Origin of the sequence: Curtobacterium sp. A7_M15, assembly GCF_030705415.1 — a bacterium.
GTDB lineage: Bacteria > Actinomycetota > Actinomycetes > Actinomycetales > Microbacteriaceae > Curtobacterium.
This window is the reverse complement of the sequence record NZ_JAUZED010000076.1, coordinates 1-17,134: the sequence shown is the minus strand read 5'-3', so window position 1 is coordinate 17,134 and position 17,134 is coordinate 1. Positions and strand designations below refer to the sequence as shown.

At 71.4% G+C, this 17,134-nt stretch carries 19 protein-coding genes; 11 read left to right on the top strand and 8 right to left on the bottom strand.

Annotated features, from left to right (window positions below; genetic code table 11):
• Positions 1-58: 58 nt before the first annotated feature.
• From Q7F20_RS13295 to Q7F20_RS13285, 3 genes are read right to left on the bottom strand one after another with little or no spacing between them, the layout of a single operon-like run.
• Positions 59-730: a methionine ABC transporter permease gene (locus tag Q7F20_RS13295; RefSeq protein ID WP_305740561.1), complete on the bottom strand. Its 672-nt coding sequence runs from the start codon at positions 728-730 to the stop codon at positions 59-61.
• Complete coding sequence (locus Q7F20_RS13290; protein ID WP_305740560.1) at positions 727-1,767, bottom strand: methionine ABC transporter ATP-binding protein; 1,041 nt, start codon at positions 1,765-1,767, stop codon at positions 727-729. Before Q7F20_RS13290 ends, Q7F20_RS13295 begins: the two co-directional genes overlap by 4 nt.
• Entirely contained in the window at positions 1,767-2,717 is a 951-nt protein-coding gene (locus Q7F20_RS13285) for a MetQ/NlpA family ABC transporter substrate-binding protein (protein WP_305740559.1), read from the bottom strand. Before Q7F20_RS13285 ends, Q7F20_RS13290 begins: the two co-directional genes overlap by 1 nt.
• Positions 2,718-2,878: 161 nt before the next feature.
• Here Q7F20_RS13285 and Q7F20_RS13280 point away from each other — a divergent pair, with 161 nt between their 5' ends.
• On the top strand, positions 2,879-3,370 hold the full coding sequence (locus Q7F20_RS13280; RefSeq protein ID WP_305740558.1) for a 2'-5' RNA ligase family protein: 492 nt from the start codon (positions 2,879-2,881) through the stop codon (positions 3,368-3,370).
• Between the two features lie 33 nt (positions 3,371-3,403).
• Here the strand turns inward: Q7F20_RS13280 and Q7F20_RS13275 are convergent, their stop codons facing one another.
• The 3 genes from Q7F20_RS13275 to Q7F20_RS13265 form a co-directional block, all read right to left on the bottom strand.
• Positions 3,404-4,651, bottom strand: a complete 1,248-nt coding sequence (locus tag Q7F20_RS13275) for a D-arabinono-1,4-lactone oxidase (RefSeq protein ID WP_305740557.1) — start codon at positions 4,649-4,651, stop codon at positions 3,404-3,406.
• A gap of 42 nt (positions 4,652-4,693) precedes the next feature.
• The gene (locus Q7F20_RS13270) at positions 4,694-6,175 is read right to left on the bottom strand and encodes an MDR family MFS transporter (protein WP_305740556.1); all 1,482 of its coding nucleotides are present in this window, start codon (positions 6,173-6,175) and stop codon (positions 4,694-4,696) included.
• Between the two features lie 128 nt (positions 6,176-6,303).
• Positions 6,304-6,567 carry an acylphosphatase gene (locus Q7F20_RS13265; protein ID WP_305740555.1) on the bottom strand — a complete coding sequence of 88 codons (264 nt, stop codon included), beginning with the start codon at positions 6,565-6,567 and terminating at the stop codon, positions 6,304-6,306.
• A gap of 122 nt (positions 6,568-6,689) precedes the next feature.
• Between Q7F20_RS13265 and Q7F20_RS13260 the strand changes: the two genes are divergently transcribed.
• From Q7F20_RS13260 to Q7F20_RS13230, 7 genes are all read left to right on the top strand, one after another.
• Positions 6,690-7,388, top strand: a complete 699-nt coding sequence (locus Q7F20_RS13260; RefSeq protein ID WP_305740554.1) for an NUDIX domain-containing protein — start codon at positions 6,690-6,692, stop codon at positions 7,386-7,388.
• A gap of 16 nt (positions 7,389-7,404) precedes the next feature.
• Positions 7,405-8,676, top strand: coding sequence for a quinolinate synthase NadA (gene nadA, locus Q7F20_RS13255; RefSeq protein ID WP_305740553.1), 1,272 nt, complete (start codon positions 7,405-7,407; stop codon positions 8,674-8,676).
• A 2-nt stretch (positions 8,677-8,678) separates the two neighbouring features.
• Entirely contained in the window at positions 8,679-10,298 is a 1,620-nt protein-coding gene (gene nadB / locus Q7F20_RS13250) for an L-aspartate oxidase (protein ID WP_305740552.1), read from the top strand.
• Positions 10,295-11,179 carry a carboxylating nicotinate-nucleotide diphosphorylase gene (gene nadC, locus Q7F20_RS13245; protein WP_305740551.1) on the top strand — a complete coding sequence of 295 codons (885 nt, stop codon included), beginning with the start codon at positions 10,295-10,297 and terminating at the stop codon, positions 11,177-11,179. Before nadB ends, nadC begins: the two co-directional genes overlap by 4 nt.
• Position 11,180: 1 nt before the next feature.
• Positions 11,181-12,320 (top strand): cysteine desulfurase family protein, encoded by a 1,140-nt coding sequence (locus Q7F20_RS13240; RefSeq protein ID WP_305740550.1) that lies wholly within the window; start codon positions 11,181-11,183, stop codon positions 12,318-12,320.
• A 90-nt stretch (positions 12,321-12,410) separates the two neighbouring features.
• On the top strand, positions 12,411-12,677 hold the full coding sequence (locus Q7F20_RS13235; RefSeq protein ID WP_305740549.1) for a hypothetical protein: 267 nt from the start codon (positions 12,411-12,413) through the stop codon (positions 12,675-12,677).
• 214 nt (positions 12,678-12,891) lie between these two features.
• The gene (locus Q7F20_RS13230; protein ID WP_305740548.1) at positions 12,892-13,182 is read left to right on the top strand and encodes a hypothetical protein; all 291 of its coding nucleotides are present in this window, start codon (positions 12,892-12,894) and stop codon (positions 13,180-13,182) included.
• On the opposite strand, the gene Q7F20_RS13225 is transcribed toward Q7F20_RS13230, so the two are convergent.
• Positions 13,175-13,651: an MSMEG_6728 family protein gene (locus Q7F20_RS13225; protein ID WP_305740547.1), complete on the bottom strand. Its 477-nt coding sequence runs from the start codon at positions 13,649-13,651 to the stop codon at positions 13,175-13,177. The genes Q7F20_RS13230 and Q7F20_RS13225 overlap by 8 nt on opposite strands.
• Positions 13,652-13,739: 88 nt before the next feature.
• On the opposite strand from Q7F20_RS13225, the gene Q7F20_RS13220 reads away from it, so the two are divergent.
• Positions 13,740-14,336: an NAD(P)H-dependent oxidoreductase gene (locus Q7F20_RS13220; protein ID WP_305740546.1), complete on the top strand. Its 597-nt coding sequence runs from the start codon at positions 13,740-13,742 to the stop codon at positions 14,334-14,336.
• Between the two features lie 152 nt (positions 14,337-14,488).
• Here the strand turns inward: Q7F20_RS13220 and aroQ are convergent, their stop codons facing one another.
• Positions 14,489-14,932 carry a type II 3-dehydroquinate dehydratase gene (gene aroQ, locus Q7F20_RS13215; RefSeq protein WP_305740545.1) on the bottom strand — a complete coding sequence of 148 codons (444 nt, stop codon included), beginning with the start codon at positions 14,930-14,932 and terminating at the stop codon, positions 14,489-14,491.
• A 139-nt stretch (positions 14,933-15,071) separates the two neighbouring features.
• Between aroQ and Q7F20_RS13210 the strand changes: the two genes are divergently transcribed.
• Positions 15,072-16,742, top strand: coding sequence for a sodium:solute symporter family protein (locus Q7F20_RS13210; protein WP_305740544.1), 1,671 nt, complete (start codon positions 15,072-15,074; stop codon positions 16,740-16,742).
• Positions 16,743-16,762: 20 nt separating this feature from the next.
• Positions 16,763-17,086, top strand: a complete 324-nt coding sequence (locus Q7F20_RS13205; protein ID WP_305740543.1) for a hypothetical protein — start codon at positions 16,763-16,765, stop codon at positions 17,084-17,086.
• Positions 17,087-17,134 lie beyond the last annotated feature (48 nt).

Sequence of the window (17,134 nt, the reverse complement as noted above, 5' to 3'; positions counted from 1 at the left end):
CCGGTCTCGTGGACCGGCACCGCGCCTCCTGGCCGATGCGCCGAAAGCGTCGCCCGCGTCAGCGACGCAGGGTCGCCCTGGCCAGCCGGTTGCCGATGAACTGGCCGAGCTGCACGATGACGACGATCGCCGCCACGGACACGTACACGATCCACCAGTCGTACCGCTGCGACCCGTACGTGATCGCGTACTCACCGAGTCCTCCGCCGCCGATCAACGCCCCCTGCGCCGTCATGTCGACGATGCCGATGTAGATGAACGTGTAACCGAGGATGAGCGGGCCGAGGCCCTCCGGGATGAGCACCGTGAGCAGGATCGACAGCGGGTGCGCTCCCGATGCCCGGGCCGCCTCGACGACGCCGGGGTCCACCGACAACAGGTTCTGCTCGACGATCCGGGACACCGCGAACGCCGCCGCGAGGGAGATCGCGAAGGTCACCGCGGGGACGCCGATCGTGGTCTGCACCACGACGCGGGAGAGCGGGGCGATGGCCGCGAGGAAGATCACGAACGGGATCGGCCGGACGAGGTTCACGACCACGTTGAGGATCGTGGACGCGGCGCGGTTGCCGAGCAGGTTGCCCGGACGCGTGGCGTACAGCGCGAGGCCGAGCGCCAGGCCGATGATGCCGGCGATGACGAGCGACACGAGCGACATCACGATGGTGTCGCGCACCGACGACAGGAAGACGTCGAACGTGTCGATCACGCTCTGGAACGAGTTGTTCACGCTGCCGCCTCCTCGTCGGTCGTGACCCCGGCGGCGCGCAACGCCTGGATGGCGTCGTCGACCGCTGCGGGTGTGACGGCGCCGAGCTCGTAGGTGAGCGACCCGATCCGACGCTCCCGGATCTCACCGACGCCGCCGTAGACGAGCTCGGCGGTCACCCCGGCGGAGCGGAAGACCTGGTCGATACGGTTCTGCAGCCCGGCCTCGTCGGTGATCTGGACGGTCACGAGCCGGCCCGGGTGTCGTTCACGGAGCCGTTGGATCGTCTCGGGGGACGGCCGGTCGTGCAGGGCCGTGCGGACGAAGCGCTGCGCGGCCCCGGTCTGCGGGTTCGCGAACACGTCGTACACGTCCCCGACCTCGACGACCCGACCCTGCTCCATGACGGCGACGCGGTCGGCGATCTGCCGGACGGCGTCCATCTCGTGCGTGATGACGATGATGGTGACGCCGAGCTCCTTGTTCACCCGACGCAGGAGTCCGAGCACCTCGGACGTGGTCTCGGGGTCGAGGGCGCTGGTGGCCTCGTCGGCGAGCAGCAGATCCGGGGAAGCCGCGAGCGCCCGGGCGATGCCGACGCGCTGCTTCTGCCCGCCCGAGAGCTGCTCCGGGTAGGCGTACGCGCGGTCGAGGAGCCCGACGAAGTCGAGCAGCTCCGCGACCCGGCGGTCCCGCTCCTCCTTCGGCACGCCCGCGACCTTGAGCGGGTACGCGACGTTGCCGGCGATGGTGCGCGACCGGAAGAGGTTGAACTGCTGGAAGATCATCCCGATGTTGCGCCGCGCCAGACGGCGGTCCCGCTCGGGGAGCGCCGTCAGCTCGTTGCCGGCGACCGTCACCGATCCCGACGAGGGCAGCTCGAGCGCGTTGACCAGCCGGACGAGCGTGGACTTGCCGGCACCGGAGTACCCGATGACGCCGAGGACCTCTCCCTGGTGCACGTCCAGGGAGACGTCCTCGACGGCCACCACGGTCTCGCCGGTGTCGGCGCGGCGGTAGTGCTTCGAGACGCCGCGGAGTTCGACGAGGACCGGCACTACTGCTTGGCCGCCTTCGCGTCCTTCTCGACCTTCGCGAGCTCGGCCTGCAGCGTCGACGCGCTCTCGTCGCGGCTGACCGCCTCGGGCAGGTCCTTCTTGAAGACCTTCTGCACCGACTCGTCCTGGAAGAGCTTCGCGAGGTCGAGGTACGTCTTGTTGTCCTTGTCGGCGTTGCGCACCGCGAAGACGTTGACGTACGGCGCCGCGCTCGCGCTCGAGGGGTCGTCCTGGTAGATCGCGTCGGAGATCGGCAGACCGGCGGCGGTGGCGTAGTTGTTGTTCACCACGGCGGCCGCGACGGACCCCTGCTGCAGGGCGTTCGCCGTCTGCGAGGCGTTCAGCGGCTGGACGTCGACCTTCGACGACTCGATGTCGGTGGTCGTCGAGAACGCCGAGCCGCCGTCCTTCAGGGTGACGAGCTTCGCGGCCTGCAGGATGAGCAGCGCGCGTGCCTGGTTGATGGAGTCGTCCGGGATCGCGACCTTCGCGCCCTCGGGCAGGTCGGCGACGTCGTCGTACTTCGTCGCGTAGAGCGGCAGCGGGTAGACGGCCGTCGAACCGATCGGCTGCAGGTCGTCGTTCGAGGTGACGTTGTAGTCGGCCAGGTACTGGATGTGCTGGAACTGGTTGAGGTCCAGCTGCTTGTCCTTGAGGGCCGGGTTCGGCAGCGAGTAGTCGGAGAAGTTCGTCAGCTTCACCGTGACGTTGAGCTTCGACTTCGCGAGCTTCGTGTAGGTGTCCCAGTACGAGAGCGACTTGTCCGCGACGCCGATGGTCACGGTCTTCGGCGAACCACCGGCGGCAGCACCGTCGTCGGACCCGCCGGAGCGGACGGCGCCGACGATGAGGGCGACGACGATCGCGACGACGACCACCGCGGCGGCGATGATCCAGCCGATCGGGCGCTTGCCCTTCGGCTTCTCGGGCAGTGCGGGTGCTGCGGACATGGTGCTCCTCGTGGGACGTGCCCGGACGGGCCGTGCGGTGCTGTGGGGGTCGCCGCGGAGTCCGCGACGTGCAGTCGAGTGTAACGGGCGCTCCGGACGGGTGCGAGTTGCGTTCCGCCGTGTTACATCCGTGTCACACGGGCCACTGGTTCACTCGGTGCGTGCGCAGTGTGGAACTCGTCCTGGATCCGTCGTCCGACGCGGCGGTGCGTGCCGCGTGGGACGCGCTGGTGCGGGCCGACCTGCCGAGCCTCGGGCGTTCGGACACGAACAGCCCGCACGTCACCCTGGCCGCCGGCGACGACCTGCGGGTCCCGGATCGGTTCGACGTGCCGCTGCCGTCACGGCTCCGGCTCGGGGGCCTCCTGCTGTTCCCCGCCGGCCCGGGGCGGTCCGTCCTCGTGCGGGCGGTGGTGCTCGACCCCGCGCTCGCCGCGTTCCACGAGGCCGTCCACCGCGCCGTCCCCGGAGCCGTCGCGACCACCCGGTCGGGCGCGTGGTCGCCGCACCTGACGTTCGCGAGACGCGTGCGGGACCAGGACCTCGGCGCGGCCGTTGCGGCGCTCCGCAGTTCGCCGCTGCCCGAGGAGCTGGTGATCGGGGGAGTCCGGCACTGGGACGGGGTCGCCAGGACGGTCACGCCGATCGGGTGAGACCGGTCCGGCCGCGGACCCGGGAGGCGCGGCTCAGGTCCCCAGGACCCGCTCACCGAACGCCGACGCGAACGTCCGGTCCGGGTCGGCCGACCGGACGAGGTCGCGGAAGTCGGCCAGTCGCGGGTACAGCGCGGCGATCGCCGCCCGGTCGAGCGAGCTCATCTTCCCCCAGTGCGGCCGCCCGGCGAACGGTGCGAGGAGTGCCTCGAGGTCCGGCAGCAACGCGGCCACCTCGACCGGGTGCTTCTGCCACGTGAACGCGATGCAGAGCACGTCCTCGCCCTGCGTCGGGCTCAGCCAGAATGGGTCCGCCGCCATCGTGCGGAGTTCGCAGACGTGCAGGTGCGGCTGGATGCGTGCGGCCATCGTCCGGACGGCGTCGAGCGCGGCGGCCGCGTGCCGGAGCGGGACGAAGTGCTCGCTCTGCACCTCTGAGCCGTGGCTCGGCACCGAGTCGATCGGGAAGTGCGGCAGCCGGTCCCACCACGGCCCCACCGAGCCGTCCCGGGCGGTGTGGTGGCCGTCCCCGGGCGAGCCGGGCAGCCGGGGCGCGCCGAACAGCTCGTCCGGGACGGCCACGTCGTCGTCGCCGTCCGGGACCCGTGACTTCAGCAGGACCTCGCTGATCTCGTCCCCGAACACCGTGTAGGAGCAGACGCTCGCCGCGGCCGCGTGCACCTCGGCGACGTGTTCCGTGAAGGTGTCCCACGGGATCGGTCCGTAGGTGTCCTGACGCATCCGGTAGCTCGGCTGGACGTCGAGCGTGACCCGGGTGAGGACGCCGAGCAGGCCGAGGTGCAGCACGGCGCCGTCGAACGCCGGGTCGGCGCGGTCGATCGTCCGCGCCGACCCGTCGGGCCCGAGCACCTCGAACGACCGGACCGCGGTGCTCAGCGACCCGAGTGCGGTGCCGGACCCGTGCGTCCCGGTCGCGATCGCGCCGGCGATCGAGATGTGGGGGAGCGAGCCGGTGTTGTGCAGGGCGAACCCGGCGCGGTCGATCTCGGGGGCGACCACGCCGTAGCGGGTGCCGGCGCCCATCGTGACCGTCCGTCCGGCGGGGTCGACCTCGAGGTCGGTCGGGATCCTGGTGAGGTCCACCAGCACGCCGGGGGCGTCCGGTGCGTCGTTGAACGAGTGCCGGGTGCCGAGGCCGTGCACCCGGGGCGAGCGGGCGACGATCTCGGCGGCTTCCTCGATCGACGACGGACGCAGGACCCGTTCGGCCGTGTAGGTGACCGTGCCGGACCAGTTCAGCTCGCTCGTCGTCGACCGCATGGCACCCACGATGCCACGCGGACCCGGCGCGTGCGGTCCGGGTCAGTGCATCGACGGAGCGGGGGCGCCCTCCGGCGTGACCGGACGACGCACGAGGGAGCACATGGCGATCCCGAACAGCGAGATGACCGCGCCGACGAGGAACGCCGTCCGCACGCCGGAGGCCGTCGCCTCGGCGAGACCCGCTGCCCCGCTGCCGACGGCCGCCCCCGAGGCGCCGATGGTGAGGAGCGTGACGAACAGAGCCGTCCCGGCGGCCCCGGCCAACTGCTGCGCTGTGCCGAGCACCGCGCTGCCGTGCGAGTAGAGCTTCGGGGGCAGCCCGCCGAGCGCCGCGGTGAACAGCGGCGTGAAGATCAGGGCGAGCCCGATGCTCAGGACGACGTGGGCGCCGAGGACGAACCACACGCTGGTGTCGACGCCGACCGTCGAGAGCGCCCAGAGGACCGCGCTGACGATGATCGAGCCCGGGACGAGCAGCACCCGAGGACCGCGGCGGTCGTAGATGCGGCCGACGATCGGGGAGAGGAGCCCCATGATGAGGCCGCCGGGAAGCAGGAGCAGACCGACCTGCAGGACCTCGAGCCCGAGGACCCGCTCGAGGTAGATCGGCAGGAGGATCAGCGTGCCGAACATCGCCATGAAGCTCAGGCCCATCGCCACGATGGGGACCGTGAACCCCTTCGTCCGGAAGGTCCGGAGGTCGAGCAGGGCCTGGTCGACGCGCTGCAGGCGGGTCTGTCGGAACACGAAGAGGGCGAGGGCGAGGGCGCCGACGACGAGCGACACGATCGGGACGAGCGGGCCGGTGGTGCCGGCCTCACCGATGCTCGACAGCCCGTAGACGATCCCGCCGAACGCGAAGGCGGACAGCACGACCGAGAGCACGTCGAGCGGGGCCGTCCGGGGCGTCGAGACGTTCCGGACCTTGACCATGCCGAGGATCAGCGCGGCGAGGGCGATCGGCAGCACGAAGCCGAAGAGCCAGCGCCACGAGAACGCGTTGAGGATGAGCCCCGAGATGGTCGGGCCGATCGCCGGCGCGACGGAGATGACGATCGAGATGTTCCCCATCACGCGTCCGCGGTGCGCCGGTTCGATGAGCGTGAGCACCGTCGTCATGAGCAGCGGCATCATGATCGCGGTCCCGCTGGCCTGCACGATGCGCCCGATCAGCAGCATCGAGAACCCGGGCGCGAGCAGCGCGATCAGGGTGCCGGCCGAGAACAGGCTCATCGCCCAGACGAACACCGGCCGGGTGTTGAAGCGCTGCAGCAGGAACCCGGTGATCGGGATGACGACCGCCATCGTGAGCAGGAAGCCCGTGGTGAGCCACTGCCCGGTGGCGGCGCTGATGCCGAGGTCGTCCATGAGCCGCGGGAGCGCGACACCCATGATCGTCTCGTTGAGGATCACGACGAACGCCGAGACGAGCAGCAGCCCGATCACGAGTCGGGTCTCGCCGGCGGAGGGCTGCGCGATGCTCCCCGTACGGGGCGCGGCGGAATCGACTGCCTGGGACATGCGGGGCTCCTGGTGGGACACGACTGCTGGAACGAGGGGGCGCCATGGGCGCAGACAGGGCAACCGCCTGAGTGGATTCGATTATTCCGCTTCGCTCCGACATCCGTCGACGCTGGGTGTGTACCGGGTCAGTGCAGGATCGCGAAGCCGTCCACGTCGCCGTGCGGCACCACGGCGCGGCAGGTGACGTCGGTCACCTCGGCCGAGGGTGGGCCCGTCCGGATGAAGGTCATCAGCGCGTCGACCGCCGTGGCCGGACCCTCCGCCTCGACCTCCACGGTGCCGTCGAACAGGTTCCGGGCGTAGCCGGCGAGTTCGAGTCCGTCGGCCTTCCGTGCGGTCCAGTACCGGAAACCGACCCCCTGGACCGTCCCCGACACGACGGCGTGCATCCTCGTCACCGTAGTCATGCGGCTCAATGTAGGCGCGCGCTCCGACCGGGAGTTTTCGAGGCTGTTTCCGTCTCGTGAAACCCGGTGATAGTGTCATCCCAACCCGAACACTTCGAGTCAATATGACACTAACTTCCGAGCTCCCCATCCGCGTCGCGGTCTCCACCGTGATCGTGGCGCTGCGCCCGCACCCCGACACCGGTGCGCCGGCACTGTGGATGCCGCTGGTCCGACGGGTGGCCGAGCCGTTCGAGGGGTCGTGGGCCCTGCCGGGCGGGTGGGTCCGTCCGGACGAGGGACTCGAGGACTCCGCCGCGGCCCGCCTCCGCGAGACCACGAACGTCCAGCCGCGCTACCTCGAGCAGCTCTACGCGTTCGGCGACGTCGACCGCTCCCCGAGTCGCGTCGTGTCGATCGTGTACTGGGCCCTGGTCCACCCGGACGAGGCGAGCTCGGTGCCCGACGACTGGAACGTGCGGTGGTTCCTCGCGGACGAGCACCCGCCGCTCGCGTTCGACCACGACCGGATCGTCGCGTACGCGCTCTGGCGTCTCCGCAACAAGATGTCGTACTCCCGGATCGCCCAGGCGTTCCTGGGGGACCGGTTCACCCTCGCCGAGCTCCGCGGGGTGTACGAGGCGGTGCTCGGGCGTGCGCTCGACCCCGCGAACTTCCGTCGCCAGGTCGAGAAGACCGACGCGATCCTGCCGACGGACGAGACCACGAGCGGGGGCCGGCACCGCCCGGCTCGCCTGTACCGCTCGAACCCCGACCTGGCCTACGCGGACAACGGTCCGCTGCAGCAGGGCAAGCAGCCGTAGAACCGAAGGAACACACGTGTCCATCGCCACCACCATCGAACTGATCTCCAACGGTCAGGCCGCCGGCAGCACCTGCACGCCCGACCTGGCGATGCCGACGTGGGACTTCGACTCGCGCCCGGGCTACGGCCCCGGCTCGTCGATGTCCGACGTCATCCCGACGAGCGCACCCCGGCAGGGCGTCATCCCGGACGAGTACCGGAACGCCCCGGTCGACGAACTGCACGAGCGCATCGAACGCGCGAAGGCCACCCTCGGCGACCGCGTCGTGGTCCTCGGGCACTTCTACCAGCGCGACGAGGTCGTGCGGCACGCGGACTTCCTCGGTGACTCGTTCCAGCTCGCGAACGCCGCGCTCACCAAGCCCGACGCCGAGGCCATCGTGTTCTGCGGCGTGCACTTCATGGCCGAGACGGCGGACATCCTCGCCCGCGACGACCAGCGCGTGATCCTGCCGAACCTCGCGGCGGGCTGCTCGATGGCCGACATGGCCGACATCGACAGCGTCGAGGCGGCGTGGGCCGAGCTCGAGCAGGTCTACGGCACCGAGCCCGACGCCGACGGCCGTGTGCCGGTCATCCCCGTCACGTACATGAACTCCGCCGCCGACCTCAAGGCGTTCTGCGGGCGACACGGCGGCATCGTGTGCACGTCGTCGAACGCGGCGACGGTCCTCGAGTGGGCGTTCGAGCGCGGGCAGCGCGTGCTCTTCTTCCCCGACCAGCACCTCGGGCGGAACACCGCCAAGGCCATGGGCATCAGCACCGAACGCATGCCGATGTGGAACCCGCGGAAGCCCTTGGGCGGCAACGACGAGCAGACCCTGCAGGACGCCCAGGTCGTCCTCTGGCACGGTTTCTGCTCGGTGCACCGCCGCTTCACCGTCGACCAGATCGACAAGGCCCGGCGCGACCACCCCGGCGTGCAGGTCATCGTGCACCCCGAGTGCCCGATGGCGGTCGTCGACGCCGCCGACCACGCCGGCAGCACCGACCTCATCCGGAAGACCGTGGCCGCCGCCACCGAGCCGACGACGTTCGCGATCGGCACCGAGATCAACATGGTGAACCGGCTCGCCGCCGAGTACCCGCAGCACACGATCTTCTGCCTCGACCCCGTGGTGTGCCCCTGCTCGACGATGTACCGCATCCACCCCGGCTACCTCGCGTGGGTCCTCGAGGCGCTCGTCCGCGGCGAGGTCCTCAACGAGATCGTCGTCCCCGCCGACGTCCAGGCCGACGCCAAGGTCGCCCTCGAGCGCATGCTCGCCGCCCGACCCACGGTCTGACCGTGCACGTCGTCATCATCGGCTCCGGCATCGCCGGACTCACCGCCGCGATCCGCGCGAGCGGCCGCCACGACGTCACCCTGGTGACGAAGGGCGCCCTCGCCGACGGCGCGACGGCGTACGCCCAGGGCGGCGTCGCGGTCGCCCTCGGCGCCGACGACTCGGCGTCGCTCCACCAGGCGGACACCCACGTCGCGGCCGCGGGGAGCGCCGACGCCCGCGCCGTCGAGGTGCTCTGCACGGACGGGCCCGCGCGGGTGCGCGACCTGCTGTCGCTCGGCGTCCCCTTCGACCGCACCACCGACCCGACGAGCCTCGACCGCCACGGCGACGACCTGGCCCGCGGGCGCGAGGCCGCGCACGGCCGGTGGCGCGTCGTCCACGCCGACGGCGACGCGACCGGGGCCGCGATCGAACGCACGCTCATCGCGGCCCTGCACCGCCGACACGTCACCATCCTCGAACGCACCTGCCTCGTCGACCTCGTCGTGCGTGACGGCGCCGTCGCGGGGGTCGACGTCCTCGACCTGCTCGGCGAACCCCGGCGGATCGACGCGGACGCCGTCGTGCTCGCGTCCGGCGGCGCCGGGCACCTCTACCGCGAGACGACCAACCCGCTCGTCGCGACGGGTGACGGACAGGCTGCGGCCTGGCGCGCCGGAGCCGTCCTGGCGGACCTCGAGTTCGTGCAGTTCCACCCGACGCGGCTCGCGGTGCCGGGCGGCGGGCTCGTCTCCGAGGCCGTCCGCGGCGAGGGTGCCGTCCTCCGCGACGCACGCGGACACCGCTTCATGGTGGACGTCCACCCCGACGCCGAACTCGCCCCCCGCGACGTCGTCGCCCGGGGCATCGCGGCTGCCGTCCGCGCGCAGGGCGGAGCGCCCGTGCTCCTCGACGCGACCGGCCTCGACCCCGCCTTCCTCGTCCGGCGCTTCCCCGGGCTGACCCGCGCCACCCGGTCCGCCGGCTTCGACTGGACCCAGGAGGGCGTCCCCGTCGCCCCGGCCGCGCACTACGCGATGGGCGGCGTCGCCACCGACGCCGAGGGGCGGACGAGCCTGCCCGGCCTCCTCGCGATCGGCGAGGTCGCCTGCACGGGTGTCCACGGCGCGAACCGGCTCGCGTCGAACTCCCTGCTCGAGGGCCTCGTCTTCGCGGTCCGCGCAGCGGACGCGCTCGACGTGCCGCGACCCGGCAGACTCCGCCTGCGTGGCGACGCGGGTCTCCCCGTCACCAGCGTGACGCGTGTGGCCGACGCCAGCCGCGCCTCCAGTCCGGTGCTCCCAGGAGGCGCGGCTCGACCAGCCGTCGCCGCCGACGTCCGCCAGGCGGTCCAGTCCGTCATGACGGACCGGGTCGGACTCCTGCGCGACGCGGGCGGTCTCGCGAGCGCACGACGCGACCTCGCAGCCCTCGTCGCACCGGAGCCGACGGGGGTGCGCGACCTCGAGGACCGGGCGCTGCTCGACCTCGCCCGGATCACGGCGCTCGCGGCCGAGGCCCGGACCGAATCACGCGGCGCCCACGCCCGGACCGACCACCCCGACACCGACCCCGCAGCGCCCCCGTCGCGCGCGTGGGTCGCCCAGCACACCGCCGTCCCACAGGAGGTACCCGCATGACCGTCGACCCCGGCACCATCCCCCCGCACGCCCTCCGACGGGTCATCGACACCGCGCTGGAGGAGGACGCTCCGTGGGGCGACGTCACGAGCGAGACGCTCATCCCCGGGGACGCGACGGCGACGGCGACCCTGGCGGCGCGCGAGCCCGGCGTCCTCAGCGGCGGCGACGTGTTCGTCGCCGTGATGCACGCGGTGGACCCGTCGATCGACGCGGTGCTGCACGTGCCGGACGGCAGCCGCTTCGCCGCGGGTGACGTCCTCGCGACCGTGACCGGGCCCGCGCGGTCGGTCCTCCGTGCCGAACGCGTCGCCCTGAACCTCGCGCAGCGGATGTCCGGCATCGCCACCGCGACCGCGACCTACGTGGCCGCCGTCGCCGGCACCCGCGCGCGGATCGTCGACACCCGGAAGACCACGCCGGGGTTGCGCGCCCTCGAGCGGTACGCCGTGCGGTGCGGCGGCGGCCACAACCACCGGACCTCGCTGTCGGACGCCGTCCTCGCGAAGGACAACCACCTCGCCGTGCTCCTCGCGGGCGGCATCGGCATCGGGGACGCGATCGCGGCGGCGCGCGAGCGGCTCGGCCACACCGTGCACCTCGAGGTCGAGGTGGACCGCATCGACCAGATCGAGCCCGTCGTGGCCGCCGGGGTCGACACGATCATGCTCGACAACTTCACCACCGACCAGCTCGAGGAGGGCATCGCGGTCGTCGCCGGGCGCGCCCTCGTCGAGGCCTCCGGCGGGGTGTCCCTCGAGACCGTGGCCGCGATCGCCGCCACCGGGGTCGACGTGATCTCCGTCGGGGCGCTCACCCACTCGGCCCGCGCGCTCGACCTGGGCCTCGACATCGACGTGACCGTCGGCGCCGGCGTCTGACGTGTTCTACCTCGACCGTGCGGCCACGACGCCCGTGCGCCGCGAGGTGCTCGAGGCGATGTGGCCGTACCTCACCGGGACGTTCGGCAACCCGTCCTCGACGCACGGGGTGGGTGACGCCGCCGCCCGTGGCCTCGCCGACGCCCGCGCCACCGTCGCCGCGGTGCTCGGGTGCCGCCCCGCCGAGGTCGTGTTCACCACCGGCGGCACCGAGGGGGCGAACACCGCCGTCAAGGGCATCGCACTCGCCGGCCCCCGCGGTCGCCACGTCGTCACCAGCGCCATCGAGCACGAAGCGGTGCTCGAGAGCTGCCGGTACCTCGAACGCTTCCACGGGTTCGACGTCACGGTGCTGCCGGTGGACCGCGACGGGGTGGTCGCTCCGGAGGTCCTCGCCGCATCGCTCCGCCCCGACACCACGCTCGTGTCGATCGCGCACGCGGACAACGAGATCGGGACCGTGCAGGACGTGCCGGCGCTCGCCGCGGTCGCGCACGGTGTCGGCGCCCGGTTCCACACGGACGCGGTCCAGTCGGCGCCGTGGCTCCCGGTGGGACTCGACGTGCTCGGCGTGGACGCGGTCTCGGTGTCCGGGCACAAGCTCGGCGCGCCGAAGGGGACCGGGGTGCTCGCCGTGCGGTCCGGTGTCCCGCTCGAACCGCTGCTGCACGGTGGCGGACAGGAGCGGGGGAGGCGCTCCGGAACCGAGGACGTCGCGGGTGCCGTCGGGATCGCCACGGCCTTCGCGCTCGTCGCCGCGGGCCGGGACGACGCGGCGCGGACCGCGACCGCCACCCGTGACGCCGTCGTCGACGGGGTCCTCCGGCAGGTGCCCGGCGCGTTCGTCACCGGATCCCGGACGGCACGACTGCCCGGCCACGCGTCGTTCTGCTTCCCCGGCGTGAACGGCGAGACGGTGCTCCTCGAACTCGAGGAGCGCGACGTCGTCTCGTCGTCCGGCAGCGCCTGTGCGGCCGGCAGCACCGAGGCCTCGCACGTGCTGACGGCGCTCGGTCTGTCCGACGAGGTCGCCCGCACGGCGCTGCGCCTGACCTTCGACGCCGGCCTGACCGCGGCGGACGTCCCGGTGGTCGTCGACGCCGTGACCGATGCCGTCCGGACCGTCCGAGCCCTCGCCTGAAGTCGAACCGGGGTGTACTAGACGTTCTACTCCATGAGTGGGGTCGTGTCCCCCCTTTTGCGGACCGGCGAAGTGCGCCAGAGTGTCCTCATGGCAAACGCGATCACGACTCGGGTCCGGCAGGAGGACCACTTCCGGGCGGTCCAGCTCCTCCCCGCTCCCGCGACCGTCCTCGCGCTCGTCCTGGCCGCGCAGCACGACCTCGGCACCGCCCCGCTCGGGCTCATCGCCGTCGTCGGAGCACTGGCGACCATCGGGAGTGCCCTGCTCCCCATGGTCCGACCCGCCGCCGTCCGACGGTCGATGCCCGCACCGACCGAGACAGACCGGTACCGAGAGGACACCGAACACCCTTGAGGACCAGCACCGTCGAGTCCACCCCTGAAGGACCCGACGGTGCGACGAGCCGGACCAGGCTCCCTGACCTGGTTCCGGCGCGGGGCACGGCACCCCCTGATCCGTCGTGCCCCGCAGCACCTGTGACCCGCCGTGGGCACGGGCGTCGCTTCCCCTGTGCGATGCCCGGCCCCCTGAGCCCACGGCGGGTCCCGGTGCGCGCTAGCGTCGGTGCGTGCCCTCGTACCGTGTGACCCTCGCCGTGGGCGCGCTCGCTCCCGGCACCGCCCCGGACTCCGTGCTGCCCGAGGCCGCTCGGCTCGTCGCCGAACTCGTCGTGGTCGAGGCACAGGACGTCCGGCTGCTGCGCGGTGTGCCGTGTGCGGTGGTCCGGTTCGAGTCGCCCTCGGACGACGTGGCCGAGGCCGTCGCCGAGCATGCGGCGACCGGACTGCGAGCGACGGCCGAGGTGCGGTCCGTCGTGGTGACGCGGCGCGACGGCGGGCGGTGGACCCCGGTCAGCTGACGGGGCGTTCCGAGCCCGCGGGCGCGACCGTCCCCGGCCACACGTAGTCCAGGTCGTCCGGGACGTCGGGGAACAGGGGTCGGTAGTGCTCCGGCGCCTTCTGCACGAGCTTCGACCGGTGCGAGCGGTGCACGGCCGGGTCCGCGTTCCACGACGGCACCGGGTAGTCGGCCCGCTCGTAGGCCTCGAGGTCCTCCGGCACGCGCGCGAGGTCGGCGAGGGTCTTCTCCAGGCAGGTGTCCGCGTGCCCCCGCTCGGTCCACACGCGGCACGTGGCCTCTTGGTACGCCATCAGTGCCGGCCGGTACCCGCGCCACATCGCCACGACGGGGTGGTGCTGCCAGCCGTAGTCCGGCTGTGTCAGTGCCCGCATCACCTGCAGCGTCTCGACCCGTTGCTTGCCCAGTCGCCGGTCGTCGAGGACCTCGGCGGAGGCGCGGAAGTCCGGGTACGGCAAGAACGTCTGCATGGAGCGGACGGTACGCGGCGGCGCTGGAACACGACACATGCCGTCACACGCCGACCGCCGGGAACCCAGGCGTGTGAGCATCGAACGCATGAGCGGAGAACTCGTCGTCGGCGTCAGTGGCAGCCCCTCGGACCCCTCGCGGACGTCCACCCTGGTGGCTGCGACGGTGGCGCGCCTCGGACAGGAGATCGAGGACGCCCGCACCGAGACCATCGAGATCGGTCCGTTGCTCGCCGACCTCGGTGCGGCGCCGTCGCGCGAGGCGATGTCGGACCGCACCCGGCTCGCGCTCGAGACCGTCGAGGCGGCGGACGTCCTCGTCGTCGGCAGCCCGGCGTTCCGTGCCGCGTACTCCGGTGCGTTCAAGCTCTTCTTCGACTGGATCGGCCAGTACGACCTCGTCGACACCCCGGTGCTGCTCACCGCGACCGGTGGGAGCGATCGGCACGCCCTGCTCGTCGAGCACCAGATGCGGCCGCTCTTCGGCTTCTTCCAGTCGACCACCCTGCCCATCGGCGTCTTCGGCAACGAGCGGGACTTCGCCAAGCGAGAGGGCGGCTACGACATCGCGAACGTCGACCTCGAGCTCCGCATCGACCAGGCCGTGCGGCGGGCGCTCCCGATCATCCGCGGAGGCTTCGCCACCGCTGCCACCGCCGACGTCCGGCGCCCCGCCGACTTCTGACGCGCGTACCCGGCGATCCCGCGCGCACCCGGTCCTTCCGCGCGTACCGGTCGAACGTTCCGACCAGGTACGCCCGGAACCACTTCCCATCGCGCCCGTCCTGGGAAAGGTCGGCCGCGCGCCGGAGCCGACCCGCGCCTCCCGGCCCCGACTCAGCCGAGCAGCGACGCGACGTGCGCGACCGCCAGCCGGTACCCGTCCGCCCCGGCGCCGGCGATGACGGCCGTCGCGGCCGTCGCGACGTGGTCGACGTGCCGGAACGGCTCCCGCTTCCACGTGTTCGACAGGTGCACCTCGACCACCGGCACCGACAGCGCCTCGACCGCGTCGTGCAGGGCGACCGAGGTGTGCGCGTAGGCGGCGGGGTTGATCACCACGCCCGCGAAGCCGTCGAGCGCCTCGTGCAGCCACTCGACGAGCTCGCCCTCGCGGTTCGTCTGCCGGAAGTCCGCCTCGAGCTCGTGCACCGCGGCCTCGGTGTGCACGATCGCCTCGATCTCGGCAAGCGTCACCGTGCCGTACTGGTCCGGGTCGCGCCGTCCGAGGATGTCGAGGTTCGGGCCGTTGAGGACGAGGATGCGCGACTGCTCGGTCATGTCTGGAGCCTACCGAGCGCCCGACGCCCCATCGCGATGGCGATGCATACCCCGGCTATGTGAACGGTCACAATTCGGTGTAACGTTCCCGTCCGGGTCGGCGGAGTTGTCGATCGCAACACACTGACGTGGAGTTTGAATGATTCTCGCTGCAGCGAACAACGGGATCCGGCTCGATCTGGGCTGGGTCGACTACCTGATGATCATCGTGTACTTCGCGGTCGTCATCGGGATCGGTTTCACCGCCCGGAAGCAGGTCCGGACGAGCATGGACTTCTTCCTCTCAGGCCGCTCGATGCCCGCGTGGATCACCGGGCTCGCGTTCGTGTCCGCGAACCTCGGCGCGACCGAGATCCTCGGCATGGCGGCGAACGGCGCCCAGATCGGCATGGCGACCCTGCACTACTACCTGGTCGGAGCCGTGCCGGCGATGGTGTTCCTCGGGCTCGTGATGATGCCCTTCTACTACGGGTCCAAGGTCCGGAGCGTGCCGGAGTTCATGCTCCGCCGGTTCGGCAAGGCCCCGCACCTGGTGAACTCCATCGCGTTCGCGGTGTCGAACGTGCTGATCGCCGGCATCAACCTCTACGCCATGGCCATCGTCATCGAGGCGATGCTCGGCTGGCCGGAGTGGCTCGCGATCATCGTGTCCGCGGGCTTCGTGCTCGTCTACATCACCCTCGGCGGGCTCTCCAGCGCGATCTACAACGAGGTCATGCAGTTCTTCGTGATCATCGCCGGTCTCATCCCGCTGACGATCGTCGGCCTGCACCGCGTCGGCGGCTGGAGCGGTCTCTCGAAGGCGATCACCGAGACCCAGGGCGTGCAGCACCTGCAGGCGTGGGCCGGCACCGGCTTCGGGAACGTCACGAACCCCATCGGGGCGAACTGGCTCGCGATCGTGCTCGGCCTCGGGTTCGTGCTCGGCTTCGGCTACTGGACGACGAACTTCACCGAGGTGCAGCGCGCGTTCTCGGCGAAGAACATGTCCGCCGCCCGCCGCACCCCGCTCATCGCCGCGATCCCGAAGCTCTTCATCCCGGCGATCGTCGTGATCCCCGGCCTCATCGCCGCCGCCGTCGTCGGCAACCAGTTCGCCGACGGCTCGCTCACCTACAACGACGCGATCCCGAAGCTCATCCAGATGTACCTGCCGACCGGCGTGCTCGGCGTCGCGGTCACCGGTCTGCTCGCCTCGTTCATGGCGGGCATGGCGGCGAACGTCTCGTCGTTCAACACCGTCTTCACGTACGACATCTGGCAGCGGTACATCAAGCCGAACATGCCCGACGTGCACTACCTGAAGACCGGCCGCTGGGTGACCGTCGTCGGCGTGCTCGTGGGCATCGCGACCGCGTTCATCGCCGCGCAGGCGTCGAACATCATGACGTACATGCAGACGCTGTTCTCGTTCTTCAACGCGCCGCTGTTCGCCGTGTTCATCCTCGGGCTGCTCTGGAAGCGGATGACCACCGCGGGCGCGCTGTGGGGGTACATCCTCGGCATCGTGACGCCGACGATCACCTGGATCGCCTACCTCGTCAACCCGAAGCTGTTCGCCACCGCGACCGCCGAGACCCTCTACGGCGCGATCATCTCGTTCGTCACCGTGCTCGTCGTCGGGTTCGTCGTGTCGATGGTCACGAAGCCGAAGGACGAGAAGGAGCTCGGCGGCCTGGTCTACGGCGTCGGCAAGATCGACCTGCACGGCGACTCGGTCGCGACCGACACCGCCTGGTACCGCTCGCCGGCACTGCTCGGCACCGTCGCACTGATCCTGTGCGTCGTCCTCTACCTGCCGTTCCTCTGATCGCGAGAAGGAGATCTTCCATGCGTGACACCACCACCATGACCGAGGAGCAGAAGGCCCTCGTCCGCTCCACCCGCCGACTCGACCTGCGCCGCATCCTCGGTGGCCTGTTCGTCCTGTACGGCGTCATCACGACGATCGTCGGCATCGTGCACTGGAACACCGACCCGGAGAAGACCGGCGGCATCCACATCAACCTGTGGGTCGGACTCTCGATGCTCGTCGGTGGGCTGCTCTTCTTCCTCTGGGACCGGCTGAACCCGGTCCCGGCGGAGGACATCATCGGCCAGGCCGAGGCGGAGGAGCACCAGAAGGCGGCAGGCGAGGGCCGCGAGCTCGCCTGACCAGGCTTCGCTGACCGACGGACGGGAGGCGCGGTGCCGGCTGGCACC

Bases quoted from the DNA above. Each gene is read 5' to 3' on its own strand.
- Q7F20_RS13285 (WP_305740559.1), bottom strand. From the start codon at position 2,717: ATGTCCGCAGCACCCGCACTGCCCGAGAAGCCGAAGGGCAAGCGCCCG.
- Q7F20_RS13275 (WP_305740557.1), bottom strand. From the start codon at position 4,651: ATGCGGTCGACGACGAGCGAGCTGAACTGGTCCGGCACGGTCACCTAC.
- Q7F20_RS13270 (WP_305740556.1), bottom strand. From the start codon at position 6,175: ATGTCCCAGGCAGTCGATTCCGCCGCGCCCCGTACGGGGAGCATCGCG.
- Q7F20_RS13265 (WP_305740555.1), bottom strand. From the start codon at position 6,567: ATGCACGCCGTCGTGTCGGGGACGGTCCAGGGGGTCGGTTTCCGGTAC.
- Q7F20_RS13260 (WP_305740554.1), top strand. From the start codon at position 6,690: ATGACACTAACTTCCGAGCTCCCCATCCGCGTCGCGGTCTCCACCGTG.
- nadC (WP_305740551.1), top strand. From the start codon at position 10,295: ATGACCGTCGACCCCGGCACCATCCCCCCGCACGCCCTCCGACGGGTC.
- Q7F20_RS13235 (WP_305740549.1), top strand. From the start codon at position 12,411: ATGGCAAACGCGATCACGACTCGGGTCCGGCAGGAGGACCACTTCCGG.
- Q7F20_RS13225 (WP_305740547.1), bottom strand. From the start codon at position 13,651: ATGCAGACGTTCTTGCCGTACCCGGACTTCCGCGCCTCCGCCGAGGTC.
- Q7F20_RS13220 (WP_305740546.1), top strand. From the start codon at position 13,740: ATGAGCGGAGAACTCGTCGTCGGCGTCAGTGGCAGCCCCTCGGACCCC.
- aroQ (WP_305740545.1), bottom strand. From the start codon at position 14,932: ATGACCGAGCAGTCGCGCATCCTCGTCCTCAACGGCCCGAACCTCGAC.
- Q7F20_RS13210 (WP_305740544.1), top strand. From the start codon at position 15,072: ATGATTCTCGCTGCAGCGAACAACGGGATCCGGCTCGATCTGGGCTGG.
- Q7F20_RS13205 (WP_305740543.1), top strand. From the start codon at position 16,763: ATGCGTGACACCACCACCATGACCGAGGAGCAGAAGGCCCTCGTCCGC.